At 70.2% G+C, this 12,598-nt stretch carries 16 protein-coding genes; 4 read left to right on the plus strand and 12 right to left on the minus strand.

Features of this window, described 5'->3' with window-relative positions:
- Nucleotides 1–146 precede the first annotated feature (146 nt).
- From fabI to C5H89_RS08300, 3 genes are read right to left on the minus strand one after another with little or no spacing between them, the layout of a single operon-like run.
- Entirely contained in the window at nt 147–917 is a 771-nt protein-coding gene (gene fabI / locus C5H89_RS08290; protein WP_104106533.1) for an enoyl-ACP reductase FabI, read from the minus strand.
- 11 nt (nt 918–928) lie between these two features.
- Complete coding sequence (fabG, locus tag C5H89_RS08295) at nt 929–1,669, minus strand: 3-oxoacyl-ACP reductase FabG (RefSeq protein ID WP_104106534.1); 741 nt, start codon at nt 1,667–1,669, stop codon at nt 929–931.
- Nucleotides 1,670–1,719: 50 nt separating this feature from the next.
- On the minus strand, nt 1,720–1,932 hold the full coding sequence (locus tag C5H89_RS08300; protein WP_101524531.1) for a dodecin: 213 nt from the start codon (nt 1,930–1,932) through the stop codon (nt 1,720–1,722).
- A gap of 43 nt (nt 1,933–1,975) precedes the next feature.
- Between C5H89_RS08300 and C5H89_RS08305 the strand changes: the two genes are divergently transcribed.
- Both C5H89_RS08305 and C5H89_RS08310 read left to right on the plus strand, forming a co-directional pair.
- Nucleotides 1,976–2,302, plus strand: coding sequence for a DUF3099 domain-containing protein (locus C5H89_RS08305; RefSeq protein WP_101524532.1), 327 nt, complete (start codon nt 1,976–1,978; stop codon nt 2,300–2,302).
- The gene (locus C5H89_RS08310; RefSeq protein ID WP_104106535.1) at nt 2,299–2,529 is read left to right on the plus strand and encodes an acetone carboxylase; all 231 of its coding nucleotides are present in this window, start codon (nt 2,299–2,301) and stop codon (nt 2,527–2,529) included. The genes C5H89_RS08305 and C5H89_RS08310 overlap by 4 nt, the downstream gene beginning before the upstream one ends.
- Here C5H89_RS08310 and moaA read toward each other — a convergent pair.
- Nucleotides 2,512–3,504 carry a GTP 3',8-cyclase MoaA gene (moaA, locus tag C5H89_RS08315; RefSeq protein WP_104106536.1) on the minus strand — a complete coding sequence of 331 codons (993 nt, stop codon included), beginning with the start codon at nt 3,502–3,504 and terminating at the stop codon, nt 2,512–2,514. The two genes, C5H89_RS08310 and moaA, sit on opposite strands and share 18 nt — an antisense overlap.
- Nucleotides 3,505–3,561: 57 nt before the next feature.
- Between moaA and C5H89_RS08320 the strand changes: the two genes are divergently transcribed.
- A complete protein-coding gene (locus tag C5H89_RS08320; protein ID WP_104106537.1) occupies nt 3,562–4,401 on the plus strand; it encodes an SURF1 family protein in 840 nt (279 codons plus the stop codon).
- A 44-nt stretch (nt 4,402–4,445) separates the two neighbouring features.
- Here C5H89_RS08320 and C5H89_RS08325 read toward each other — a convergent pair whose 3' ends face one another.
- From C5H89_RS08325 to C5H89_RS08335, 3 genes are read right to left on the minus strand one after another with little or no spacing between them, the layout of a single operon-like run.
- Nucleotides 4,446–6,332, minus strand: coding sequence for an ABC transporter ATP-binding protein (locus C5H89_RS08325; protein WP_104106538.1), 1,887 nt, complete (start codon nt 6,330–6,332; stop codon nt 4,446–4,448).
- Between the two features lie 34 nt (nt 6,333–6,366).
- A complete protein-coding gene (locus C5H89_RS08330; RefSeq protein ID WP_104106539.1) occupies nt 6,367–7,161 on the minus strand; it encodes an enoyl-CoA hydratase/isomerase family protein in 795 nt (264 codons plus the stop codon).
- A gap of 41 nt (nt 7,162–7,202) precedes the next feature.
- Nucleotides 7,203–8,801, minus strand: a complete 1,599-nt coding sequence (locus C5H89_RS08335; protein WP_104106540.1) for an ABC-F family ATP-binding cassette domain-containing protein — start codon at nt 8,799–8,801, stop codon at nt 7,203–7,205.
- Between the two features lie 70 nt (nt 8,802–8,871).
- Between C5H89_RS08335 and C5H89_RS08340 the strand changes: the two genes are divergently transcribed.
- Nucleotides 8,872–9,816 carry a neutral zinc metallopeptidase gene (locus C5H89_RS08340; RefSeq protein WP_104106541.1) on the plus strand — a complete coding sequence of 315 codons (945 nt, stop codon included), beginning with the start codon at nt 8,872–8,874 and terminating at the stop codon, nt 9,814–9,816.
- On the opposite strand, the gene C5H89_RS08345 is transcribed toward C5H89_RS08340, so the two are convergent.
- Genes C5H89_RS08345 through sufU form a run of 5 tightly spaced genes read right to left on the minus strand, consistent with a single transcriptional unit; the run spans nt 9,817 to nt 12,595 of the window.
- Nucleotides 9,817–10,719 (minus strand): phosphotransferase, encoded by a 903-nt coding sequence (locus C5H89_RS08345; RefSeq protein WP_104106542.1) that lies wholly within the window; start codon nt 10,717–10,719, stop codon nt 9,817–9,819.
- 29 nt (nt 10,720–10,748) lie between these two features.
- On the minus strand, nt 10,749–11,351 hold the full coding sequence (locus C5H89_RS08350; RefSeq protein ID WP_104106543.1) for an acVLRF1 family peptidyl-tRNA hydrolase: 603 nt from the start codon (nt 11,349–11,351) through the stop codon (nt 10,749–10,751).
- A gap of 11 nt (nt 11,352–11,362) precedes the next feature.
- Nucleotides 11,363–11,749 (minus strand): hypothetical protein, encoded by a 387-nt coding sequence (locus C5H89_RS08355; RefSeq protein ID WP_104106544.1) that lies wholly within the window; start codon nt 11,747–11,749, stop codon nt 11,363–11,365.
- Between the two features lie 7 nt (nt 11,750–11,756).
- A complete protein-coding gene (locus C5H89_RS08360; RefSeq protein ID WP_101524542.1) occupies nt 11,757–12,134 on the minus strand; it encodes a metal-sulfur cluster assembly factor in 378 nt (125 codons plus the stop codon).
- Complete coding sequence (gene sufU, locus C5H89_RS08365) at nt 12,131–12,595, minus strand: Fe-S cluster assembly sulfur transfer protein SufU (RefSeq protein WP_104106545.1); 465 nt, start codon at nt 12,593–12,595, stop codon at nt 12,131–12,133. The genes C5H89_RS08360 and sufU overlap by 4 nt, the downstream gene beginning before the upstream one ends.
- Nucleotides 12,596–12,598 lie beyond the last annotated feature (3 nt).

Here is a 12,598-nt window from a genome sequence, read left to right on the forward strand (position 1 = left end):
GTCCGAGATGGCACCGACGTCCAGGGTGAGCTTGATCGCGGCACGGGGGAAGTACAGATTGGGTCCTTCCAGGACCCTCAGCTCGACCAGTGAACTCATGGAGCGAACCGTAACCAAGGGCTACGGCGCCGCTCGCGCCGCCCGGGTCAGAGGCCCATCGCGTGGAAGCCGCCGTCCACGTGCACGATCTCCCCCGTGGTCGCGGGAAAGAAGTCCGAGAGCAGCGCCACCACCGCGCGAGCCGTCGGCGTGTGGTCGGTCTCGTCCCAGCCGAGGGGGGCGCGTTCCTTCCAGGCCGACTCCAGGTCCTCGAACCCGGGGATCGCCTTGGCGGCCAAAGTCTTGAGCGGACCGGCCGAGACGAGGTTGCAGCGGATGCCGTCCGGGCCCAGGTCTCGCGCGAGGTAGCGCGAGGTTGACTCCAGGCCGGCCTTCGCCACCCCCATCCAGTCGTACGCCGGCCAGGCGGTCGTGGCGTCGAAGGTGAGCCCGACCAGGGAGCCACCGGCTCCCATCAGCGGGCGCGCCGCCACCGCCAGCGACTTGAGCGAGTAGGCGGAGACCTGGACCGCCTGGGCGACGTCCTCCCAGGGCCCGGAGAGGAACTTGCCGCCGAGCAGGGTCGCCGGGTTGCCGTAGGCGATGGAGTGGACCACGCCGTCGAGGCCGTCGACGTGCTCACGCACCTGCTCGGCGAGCGAGTCCAGGTGAGACTGGTCGGTCACGTCGAGCTCGAGCACCGGCGGCTCGGTGGGCAACCGCTTGGCGATGCGTCGGGTGATGCCCAACGCCCGGCCGAAGTTGGAGATGAGCACCTCGGCGCCCTGCTCCTGGGCCACTCGCGCCGTGGCGAACCCGATCGAGCTCTCCATCGTGACGCCCGCGACGAGGATCCGCTTGCCGTCCAGAATTCCCATGTCCCGCTCCCTCAATGTCCCATGCCGAGGCCGCCGTCGACCGGGATGACTGCCCCGGTGACGTAGGCCGCTCCGTCTGAGGCGAGCCAGGTGACCGCCGAGGCGACCTCGTCCGGCGTCGCGTATCGGCCCAGCGGTACCTGGGCCCTGATCGTCTCCCGCTGCTCGTCCCCGAGCACTGCGGTCATGTCGGTCTCCACGAAGCCCGGGGCGACCACGTTGGTGGTGATCCCCCGGCTGCCGAGCTCCCGGGCCAGGGAGCGCGCCATACCGACGAGGCCCGCCTTGGAAGCGGCGTAGTTGACCTGGCCCGCTGATCCGAGCATCCCGACCACGGAGGAGATCAGGATGATGCGCCCGCGACGCATCCGGAGCATTCCTCTGGCGGCTCTCTTGGCCAGTCGGAACGATCCCGTCAGGTTGGTTTCGATCACCGAGGACCAGTCCTCCTCCGACATCCGCAGCAGCAGGGTGTCGGAGGTGATCCCGGCGTTCGCCACGAGCACCTCCACGGGCCCGTGCTGCTCCTCGATGATCGCGAAGGCGGCATCCACCGCGGCGGGATCGGTGACGTCGCAGCGCAGGTGCAGCGCACCTTCCGGTCCGCCCCCGGAGCGACTGGTGACCGCGACGCGGTCTCCCGCGGCCAGGAAGGCCAGGGCCACTGCGCGGCCTATCCCGCGGTTGCCCCCGGTGACGAGGACGGACCGAGGAGCTCGGACTTCAGGCTGGGCGGATGTCGGCTGGGTCACGCCACCAGACGCTAGTGATTACCCAGGGGTACGCGAAAAAGGCTGCACCGCTACTCGTCCTCGAGCCGGAAGCCGACCTTCATCGACACCTGGAAGTGCTCCACCTGCCCGTCCTTGGCCTGGCCCCGCACCTGTGTCACCTCGAACCAGTCGATGTGGCGCAGCGTCTTCCCGGCTCGCTCGATCCCGTTGCGGATGGCCTGGTCGACCCCCAACGGGGAGGTGCCGACGATCTCGGTGACTCGATAGGTTCGATCTGACATGGCGCCGACTCTAGCGATTCCGGGGCCGACGTAGACTCCACTCATGTCAAGCAGGCGCCCCTCCCCGGACGGCGACCCCGTCCGGATCACCACGGCGGCGACCAACCGCCAGGAGGAGATCTCGCACCGGCAGCGCCGATACGTCATCTCCATGACGATCCGCACCGTGTGCTTCCTGGCCGCCGTCGCCGTCGGGCCGGGCTGGCTGCGCTGGGTGCTGATCGCCGGGGCCGTGCTGCTGCCCTACGTCGCGGTGGTCCTGGCCAACGGCACCGACAACCGGTCCGACGCGTTCGCGCTGCGCGGTGCGCCCGCGGGTCATGAGCTCCCGGGACGCTCCCCGGGCTCGCTGCCGGGGGGTCCGGAGTGAGCGCCTCCGTGTCGCCGGTGGAGCCTGACACCTGCTCGGCGAAGGGCTGCACCTCGCCCGCCGTGTGGGCGCTGCTGTGGAACAACCCCAAGCTGCACACCCCGGAGCGTCGCAAGACCTGGCTGGCCTGCGAGACTCACCGGTCCTCGCTGGCGGACTTCCTGGGCGCGCGAGCCTTCCTCAAGGACGTGGTCGCGCACCCCTCGGAGTCAGCCGCCGATCGCTGACATCGGTCGGTCCGGCTGGAGGAACGACGGATCGTCGATGCCGTGGCCGGCGAGCTTGCCGCGCATGGCCACGATCCACCGGTCAGCGAGCTCCTGGTCGCTCGCTCCGGCGCGCATCGCGGTCCTCAGGTCGGACTCCTGGCGGGCGAACAGGCAGTTGCGCACCTGACCGTCGGCGGTGAGGCGCACCCGGTCGCAGTCGCCGCAGAACGGCCGGGTCACCGACGCGATGACTCCCACAGTCCCGGGACCACCATCGACCAGGAAGAGCTCCGCGGGGTCGCTGCCGCGCGGCTCCACGGCCGGCGTCAGGGTGAACTCGCGGTCCAGGGCGGCGAAGATCTCCTCTGCCGTCACCATCGCCGTACGGTTCCAGGCGTGCTGGGCGTCCAGCGGCATCTGCTCGATGAAGCGGAGCTCGTAGCCACGCTCCAGGCACCAGCGCAGCAGCTCGGGCGCCTGGTCGTCGTTCACGCCCCGGAGCAGCACCGCGTTGACCTTCACCGGTCCCAGGCCGGCAGCCTTGGCCGCAGCGAGGCCGGCGACCACGTCGTGGAACCGGTCCCGGCGGGTGATCTGGGCGAACGTGTCGGGACGAACCGTGTCCAGGCTGACGTTGACCCGGTGCAGACCTGCCTCGCGCAGGGCGACCGCGGTGCGCTGCAGTCCCAGCGCGTTCGTGGTGATCGACGTCTCCACACCGCCCAGGTCATGGGTTCGGCGGACGATCTCGACGAGTCCGCGGCGTACCAGGGGCTCGCCCCCCGTGAACCGCACCTCCCGCACCCCGAGCATCCGGACGCCGATGGTCACCAGACGGACGACTTCGTCGTCGCTGAGCGTTGCCTCGTCCGGCAGCCACTCCAGCCCCTCCGCCGGCATGCAGTAGGAGCACCGGAGGTTGCACCGGTCGGTCAGCGACACGCGCAAGTCGGTCGCGACCCGACCGTAGAGGTCCTCCAGCGGCTGCACCATCTCTCGAGCATAGGTGCTGGCGCCTCATCGCTACAGGGGCAGAGATAACCTCGGGGTGTGCATCGTCTGGGGTTTCTGGTCAGCAAGCGGTGGGCCCTCTTCTTCGTGGCGGTGGTGGTCCTCTCGTATGCCGCCGTGCTGCTCGGACAGTGGCAGTTCCACCGGCTCGAGGACCGGCGCGAACGCAACGAGCTGGTTCAACGCAATGAGAACCTGCCGCCCGCCCCGGTGACCGAGGTCCTCGGCGTGGGACGAACCGTGCAGGCCGGTGACGAGTGGCGTCTGGTGGAGGCCACCGGGACCTACGCCACCGAGGACACCGTGGTGGTCCGCTACCGCACCCGCGACAGCAAGTCCGGCGTCCAGTCCGTGGTTCCACTGGAGCTGGCGAACGGGACCTCCCTGCTGGTGGACCGCGGCTGGTGGCCGACCGCCAACCGTGGCGAGGTGCCTGACGATCTTCCCGCTCCCCCCTCCGGGACCGTCACCGTGACCGGCTGGGTGCGGGCCGACGCGGAGGGCGACAGCACCCAGGTGGTGGACCAGAGCACGCGCGCCATCTCAAGCGAGCGCATCGGCGAGGCGCTGGACCGCGAGGTGCTCGGCGGGTTCGTCGCCGCGCGGAGCGAGTCCCCGGAGCCGGCCACTCCCCTGTCCCCCACGGACTTGCCGGAGCTCGACGAGGGACCGCACTTCTTCTACGGCCTGCAGTGGTGGTTCTTCGGTGCGCTGGCCGTCTTCGGCTTCTTCTACCTGCTCTACGACGAGCTGCGTGACCGGCGCACGCCGACCCAGCAAGGGCACCGCCGCTCGGCCCGGCGAGGCGACGGGAAGAGCTCGGGCGAGCCGGACGACGTCCCGTCCCGCGACGGAGCGCAGGACACCGCTCGAATCTGACCCGCCCAGACCGCGCACCTGCACCCCTACGGCGGCCCGCGCGGTCAGGTCAGCTGAGGCGCGGAGGGCTCGGCGAAGAACTGCTGCCGGTAGAGGTCGGCGTACAGCCCGCCGGAGGCGAGCAGCTGCTCGTGCGTGCCGGACTGCACGACGCGACCGTCCTCGACCACCAGGATCTGGTCGGCCTTGCGAACGGTGGAGAGCCGGTGCGCGATGACCAGCGAGGTCCGGCCCTCCAGAGCGGTCTCGAGCGCTCGTTGCACCGCGGCCTCGGACTCGCTGTCCAGATGCGCGGTGGCCTCGTCGAGGACGACGATCGAGGGCGCCTTGAGCAGCAGTCTGGCGATGGCCAGCCGCTGGCGCTCGCCGCCGGAGAGCCGGTAGCCCCGGTCCCCCACGACCGTGTCCAGGCCGTCGGGCAGGGTGCGGACCAGCCGAGCGATCTGGGCCGCCTCGAGGGCCTGCCAAATCTCCTGGTCGCTGGCGCCAGGGCGGGCGTAGACCAGGTTGGCGCGGATCGTGTCGTGGAACATGTGGGAGTCCTGGGTGACGTAGCCGACCACTGCCTCCAACGACTTCAGGGTGACGTCGCGCACGTCCTGGCCGCCCACCCGCACCGCGCCCGCGCCGACCTCGTAGAGGCGCGCCACCAGGTGGGTGATGGTGGTCTTCCCGGCACCCGAGGGCCCCACCAGCGCCACCATCTGGCCAGGTTCCGCGGTGAAGGTGATGTCGTGCAGGACCTGGCCGGACTCCCGGGAGTCGGTCCGCGCGACCCCCTCAAGAGAGGCCAGCGAGACCTCTTCCGCGCGCGGGTAGCGGAAGGCCACGTGGTCGAACTCCAGCCGGGCTGCTGTGGGCGGCAGGTCGACGGCGTCCGGCTTCTCCTGGATCGTCGAAGGCAGGTCGAGGACCTCGAAGACCCGGTCGAAGGAGACCAGGGCGGTCATCACGTCGATCCGGACGTTGGACAGGTTCTGCAGCGGTCCCAGGAGGCGGAGCAGCAGGATGCCCAGGGCCAGCACGGTGCCGAGCGACAGCGAGCCGGAGATCACCATGCGGCCACCGACCCCGTAGACCAGCGCGGTCGCCAGGGCCGGGACCAGCAGCATCGTTGCCATGAAGACCCTGGTGATCAGCGAGATCTGCACACCCAGGTCCCGGACCCGCCCTGCCTTGGACGCGAAGACCCGGTCCTCGACGTCGCTGCGCCCGAAGAGCTTGAGGAGCAGCGCGCCACCGACGTTGAAGCGCTCTGTCATGGCGTTTCCCATGTCGGCGTTGCCGTCCATCTGCTCGCGGGTGAGTCCCGCCAGCCGGCGGCTGACCCAGCGGGAGGCAGCGAACAGGATCGGGAACAGCAACAGGCACAGCAGCGTCACCTGCCAGCTGAGGAACAGCATCGTGACACCGACCACTACCGCCGAGACGAGGCTGGACACGGTGGTGGACAAGGTGGAGGTGAAGGCGCGCTGGGCGCCGATCACGTCGTTGTTCAACCGGGAGACCAGGGCGCCGGTCTGGGTGCGGGTGAAGAACGCGAGCGACTGCCGCTGCACGTGCGCGAAGACCTTGGTGCGGAGGTCGAAGATCAGTCCTTCGCCGATGCGTGAGGAGAGGTAGCCGGCGCCCACCGTGAGCAGGGCCCCCACCACCGCCACCAGGGCCATCCCCAGCGCGAGGAGGGTGACGAGCCGGGAGTCACCCTGGCGGATGCCGTCGTCGATGAGCCGCTGCACCAGCAGCGGCGAGGCCACCACTAGCGCGGAGTCCAGGACGGTCAACCCCAAGAACGCGGTGATGACCTTTCGGTGCGGTCGAGCGAACTCCAGGACCCGGCGCAGGGTGTCACGGGTCAGGTGCGACCCGTCCACCCCGCGGTCGGTCCGCATGTGCCGGAAGGCCGGCCCCATCCCCATCTGCAAGGACATCGTCGTCCCTCCTCCGCGGCCTGCGCCGCTCTGCTCAGCTCCCGCTGGAGATCCTGGCGATCTCCCGGAACCTACGTACCTGGGCTTCCCGCTCGAGCCGCCGCTGCTCGTCCAGGTCGCGCCCTGCTGCGCCCTGCAGGAGCTTCTTGGTCTCCCGTACGGCGTCCGGCAGGGGTGCTGTCAGGGCCCCGGCGAGCTGGGCGACCGCACCGTCCAGGTCCCCGGCCGGAACCGACGCCTGGGCGAGCCCGATACGCACTGCCTCCTCGGCACCGACCATGCGCGCCGTGGCGCAGATCTCCAGCGCCCTGGCGTATCCAACGGCCTCGACCAGCGGTTTTGTTCCCGTGAGGTCCGGGACCAGGCCCAGTGCCGACTCCTTCATGCAGAACTGGGCATCGTCGGCGACCACCCGCAGGTCGCAGGAGAGCGCGAGCTGGAAGCCGGCGCCGACGGCGTAGCCGCGCACTGCCGCGATGGAGACGAAGCGCGGGTCCCGCAGGAACGTGAACCCCTGCTGGTACACCTCGATGGTGGCCGAGATCTCCTCGTCGGTCCCGGCCAGGAGACCTGCCACGGTCTCGGTGTTCCCACCGGCCGCACGCGGGTCGAGCATCGCCTTGTCGAGCCCGGCGGAGAAGGTCTCCCCAGCACCGGTGACGACCACCACCCGCACCGACTCGGGGAGCTGGTCGCCCAGGACTCGCAGTGCCCGCCACATGGCAGGCGTCTGGGCGTTGCGGACCTCGGGGCGGTCCAAGGTGATGGTGGCGACGGGGCCGGCAAGGTCGTAGCGCAGGCCGACGGTGGCGAGTTCCTCGGGAGTCATGGTGAGATCCTAGGTTACTCGCGAGTACGGTACGAAACGGCTCAGGCCAGCGACACCAGGTCGGCGTAGCTCTCGTTCCACAGGTCCTCGTCGCCGTCGGGGAGCAGCAGCACCCGGTCCGGCTCCAGCGCCCTCACGGCCCCCTCGTCGTGGGTCACCAGCACGATCGCCCCTTCGTAGGTGCGGATCGCGGCCAACACCTCCTCGCGCGAGGCGGGGTCGAGGTTGTTGGTCGGCTCGTCGAGCAGCAGGACGTTGGCGCTGGAGACGACCAGGCTGGCCAGCGCCAGACGGGTCTTCTCACCGCCCGAGAGCACCTTGGCGGGCTTGTGGGCGTCGTCGCCGGAGAACAGGAACGAGCCCAGCACCGAGCGCGCCTCGGTGTCGGTGAGCTGGGGCGCGGCACTCTGCATGTTCTGCAGCACCGTCCGCTCGGTGTCGAGCGTCTCGTGCTCCTGGGCGTAGTAGCCGATCTTGAGGCCGTGCCCGGGGATCACCTCACCGGTGTCGGGCTTGTCCACCCCGGCCAGGATCCGCAGCATCGTCGTCTTGCCCGCGCCGTTGAAGCCCAGGATCACCACGCGCGATCCCTTGTCGATGGCGAGGTCGACGTCGGTGAACACCTCCAGCGAGCCGTAGGACTTCGACAGCTCCTGGGCGGTGAGCGGAGTCTTGCCGCAGGGGGCAGGCGCGGGGAACTTGATGTGCGCGACCTTGTCGCTCTGCCGCTCGCCCTCGAGCCCGGACATCATCTTCTCGGCGCGCTTGAGCATGGACTGGGCAGCCGTGGCCTTGCTCGCCTTGGCACGCATCTTGTTGGCCTGGTCGGTCAGCGTCTTGGCCTTGGACTCGGCATTGGCGCGCTCGCGCTTGCGGCGCCGCTCGTCGGTCTCACGCTGGGTGAGGTAGGCCTTCCAGCCCATGTTGTAGACGTCGATGGTCTCGCGGTTGGCGTCCAGGTGGAGGACCTTGTTGACGGTCGTCTCCAGCAGGTCGTTGTCGTGGCTGATCACGATCAGCCCGCCACGGTGGGCCTTGAGGAACTCGCGCAGCCAGATGATGGAGTCGGCGTCGAGGTGGTTGGTCGGCTCGTCCAGCAGCAGCGTCTCGGCGCCGGAGAACAAGATCCGGGCCAGCTCGACCCGGCGTCGCTGACCACCGCTGAGCGTCTTGAGCGGCTGGGTGAGCAGCCGGTCCGCGATGCCCAGGCTGCTGGCGATCTGTGCGGCCTCGGACTCCGCGGCGTAGCCGCCTCCGGCGTGCAGCTCGTTGTCGGCACGCGAGTAGCGCTTCATGCCCCGTTCCGCGACCTGGGGGTCGTCGCTGCCCATGTCCTGCTCCGCCTCGCGCAGCCGCCGTACGACGTCGTCGAGCCCGCGCGCCGACAGGATCCGGTCCCGGGCCAGGGTCTCTGGGTCGCCGATGCGTGGGTCCTGTGGCAGGTAGCCCACCTCTCCGGTGGCCAGCACCGTGCCCGAGGCGGGCTGTGCCTCCCCGGCGAGGATCTTGGTGAGGGTGGTCTTGCCGGCGCCGTTGCGGCCGACCAGTCCGACCTTGTCCCCTGCTGCGACTCGAAAGCTGACGTCCTGCATGAGGAGTCGCGCTCCGGCGCGAACCTCGAGGTTCTGAGCTGTGATCATGAGGGTAGTTAGTCTACGTATCCGCAGCGCGCCTCCCTCATCGGCGACGCCACCCTCGGAAGGACTCTCCATGCGCTTCAACCCCAAGGCCGACATCAGCCGCGGTCGCGTCGGCGACGCCGGTCGGGGCAGCAGAGGAACGGGGGGCGGTGGGATGCGCCTCCCGATGCCCGGCGGCGCCAAGGCCGGAGGCGGTGTCGGAGGCCTGGTCATCATCGTGCTGTTCGTCGTGCTCACCCAGTGCCTGGGCGACGGGGGAACCACGGGTGCGGGAGGCGGCACCGGGCTGGACGTCGGCCAGCAGGGCACCGCTGCGGGGCTGCAGGCCGACGGCGAGCGCTACGCCCACTGCCAGAGCGGCGCCGACGCGGCCGAGGACGTCGACTGCGCCCGCAAGGCGGTGGCCGTCTCGCTCGAGGACTACTGGACCGCCACCCTGCCCGAGCAGGGTGGCACCGACCTGGCGCCGGCGCAGATCATCACCTTCACCGGCTCCGTCGACACCGGCTGTGGCCAGGCGTCATCCCAGGTCGGCCCGTTCTACTGCCCCGCCGACCAGCAGATCTTCCTCGACACCACCTTCTTCACCGACGTCCTCGAGGGCCAGCTCGGCGGCGAGGGCGGCGACTTCGTGGAGCCCTACGTCCTGGGCCACGAGTACGGCCACCACATCCAGAACCTGCTCGGCACGATGGGACGCGTGCGCACCCAGCAGGGCCCCGAGTCCGACGCGGTGCGGCTGGAGCTGCAGGCAGACTGCTTCGCCGGCATGTGGACCCGCGACGCCAGCGACGGCGACGGCATCTTCCTCGACCTCGACGAGGGTGACATCAACGAGGCGCTGGACTCGGCCAAGACCGTCGGCGACGACCGCATGCAGCAGCAGTCGGGCGGTCGGGTGGACCCCGAGGGCTGGACCCACGGTTCCTCGGAGCAGCGGATGCGCTGGTTCATGACCGGCTACGACAAGGGCACGCTGAGGGCGTGCGACACCTTCTCCGCCAAGCAGCTCTGATCAGGTCAGCAGCGCTTCGATCTGGGTGAACTGGCGCTGCATCGCCAGCAGGTACGGCGCCACGCTGGGATGCCGGAACTTGCCCGCCAGGGCGCCCTCTCCCCCGGCGACACGCGCGAGCGCCCAGTCGGCCCGGGTCAGGACCGTGTAGACGGCGGTGACCCGAGCCGCCAGCAGCACCTGTTCGGGCGAGGCGAGACCGTCGGGGAGCCCGGTGAAGTAGGCGATGAACAACGGCTCGAAGGCTTCCCGGGTCGACAGGGACAGGTAGCCGAGGTCTCCCCCCACGGGCCCGCGGCCGAGGGTGGACCAGTCGACGGCGACCACGTCGTCGCCCTGGTGGCCCAGCAGGTTGGCCGGGACGGGGTCGCCGTGCTGGGGGACCTGGGGCAACGCGGCGACCTGGCCGAGCAGTGCCTCACGACGCAGCCACAGATGATGGGCCACGTCCGCGACCGGGGTGCGGTCCAGGGTCGCCCAGCCGCCACGCCGCTCCACCTGGGACAGGCGCGCGCCGAGCTGGTCACGCGCCAGCCACGGCAGGTCCGGCACCTCAGCCTGGGCGAACCGGCCCACGGAGCGCGCCAGGAACAGACCCGAGCTGCCTGCCTCGGGGACCCGGCGATGCACCAGCGTGATGCCCTCGGCGTCCTCGCGGACCCGCACCACCTCGGCCTCGCGCAGTCCCGGGGTCCGGGCCACCACGCCGGACTCGGCCACCTCGGCGGCACGTCGCCAGTACGCCGGGTGCGTCGGCTGGAGGTATTCCGGCGGGTCGTGCGGGGTAGGTGCCAGGAGCCGTTTGACCACCACGTCGCCGTCGTCCTCGTGCGCGACCCACACCCCGAGCGTGGACGGGCCAGCGCCGGGTAACCGCTGCCAGCCCGGCTCGGGTCGCCACATGTCGACATCCTGACAGAGCCGGGAGCCGATCAGGCGTTGTTCACCTCGACGCGCGCGGCCTGGGCGTCCGCGATCGCCTTGTCCAACACCGATCGCCTCGGGTCCGGCACGGGCAGCCACTCCTCCACGACGCGCATGCCGCGCAGCCGTGGGTCCGCGAGCACCTCGGCGATCGCCGTCCGGTCGCCCCCGGTGACCAGCAGCCCGGGGCGCAGGATCCGCACCGCGTGCTCGGTCGCAGCCTCGTACGCCTGTCGCGCCTGGTTGTCCCTGCGGCGGGCGAACCGCTGCTGACTCTGCCCGCCGGCCTTGGTGCGGCCCTGCACGTGGCGCTGTCCGATCTTGTGCTCCACCAGGTCCGCCCCCGAGCAGCGGGCCACCGCGAACCCGCCCTTGCGCACCAGCAGCACTCCCCAGTCCTGCGGTGGCGCCAGGGCGGCCACGAACTCCGCGACGTCGGGGCCCGCGGCGTACTCCCGGGACCAGGGCAGTCGCGCGCGGAAGGTCGAGCCGTCGGCGCCGACCCCTGCCAGCTCGCCCTGGCTCACCTCGAGGGTCACGCTCCCGTGCCGCAATGTGAAGTTCTCCACCCACCGCGGCACCCGGCTCGCGGGCAGGAGCAGCGAGGACACCGGCTCGCGGCTCAGTGCCCGGCCGCGTAGAGCACGGAGAAGTGCTCCACGACGTCTCCCTGCACCACGTCCACCGCAGTGGTGGCCACCAGGGCCCGCGGCTGACCCCGACCGTCCAGGACGATCCCCAGCGCTCCCACCTCCGGCAGCGGCTCCTGGGCGGCGACGTAGTCGGCGTGGGGCGTGCTGGTGGTCGTGCGGGACCCGTCGAGCAGCGCGCCGAGGGTGCGGTCGGCCTCCTCGGTGGTCTCGCCGAAGGACCACACCGGGGGTCGCACCGACTCCAGGGCCGTGGGGCCGAAGTAGCCGGGCATGTGGTTGAGCTTGGCGTGGAACTTGGCCAGGTTCCAGAAGTCGTCGACCTCGGTCGACGACTCCTGGTGCGGCGGCAGGTTCACCGCCGGGTCAGACGTTGAAGCCGAGGGCGCGCAGCTGCTCCCGGCCGTCGGGGGTGATCTTGTCCGGGCCCCACGGCGGCATCCAGACCCAGTTGATCGCCACGTCACCGACCAGTCCCTCGAGCGCCGAGTTCGTCTGGTCCTGGATGACGTCGGTCAGCGGGCAGGCAGCCGAGGTCAGGGTCATGTCGATGACGCAGTTCGAGTCCGCGTCGAGGTGGACTCCGTAGACCAGGCCGAGGTCGACGACGTTGATCCCCAGCTCGGGGTCGACGACGTCCTTCATCGCCTCGGTCACGTCCTCCAGCGAGACTGACGACGATCCGGAGGCCAGAGCCTCCACGTCGACCTCGGGAAGGTCGGAGTGGGTGGTGGTCTCGTTCATGCTTTCTCCTCCGGTGTTGTCGATCCGAGCACCTGCGTGCACGCGTCCTTGAACGCCATCCACGACAGCAGTGCGCACTTGACCCGTGCGGGGAACTTCGCGACGCCGGCGAAGGCGATCCCGTCCTCCAGGATCTCCTCGTCCGGCTCGATCTTGCCCTTGCCCTGCATCAGGGTCAGGAACTCCTGGTGGATCCCCATCGCCTCGTCCACGGGGCGACCGATCACCAGGTCAGCCATCACCGAGGTCGAGGCCTGGGAGATCGAGCAGCCCGCGGCGTCGTAGGACACGTCGCTGACGGTGTCACCCGCCAGCTGCACCCGGAGCGTGATCTCGTCGCCGCACGTCGGGTTGACGTGGTGCACCTCGGCGCCGAACGGGTCGCGCAGACCGGCGTGGTGGGGGTTCTTGTAGTGGTCCAGGATGATCTCCTGGTACAGCGAGTCGAGCTCAGCAGACATCGC

The sequence above is a fragment of the Nocardioides sp. 616 genome, from assembly GCF_002930065.1.
GTDB lineage: Bacteria > Actinomycetota > Actinomycetes > Propionibacteriales > Nocardioidaceae > Nocardioides > Nocardioides houyundeii.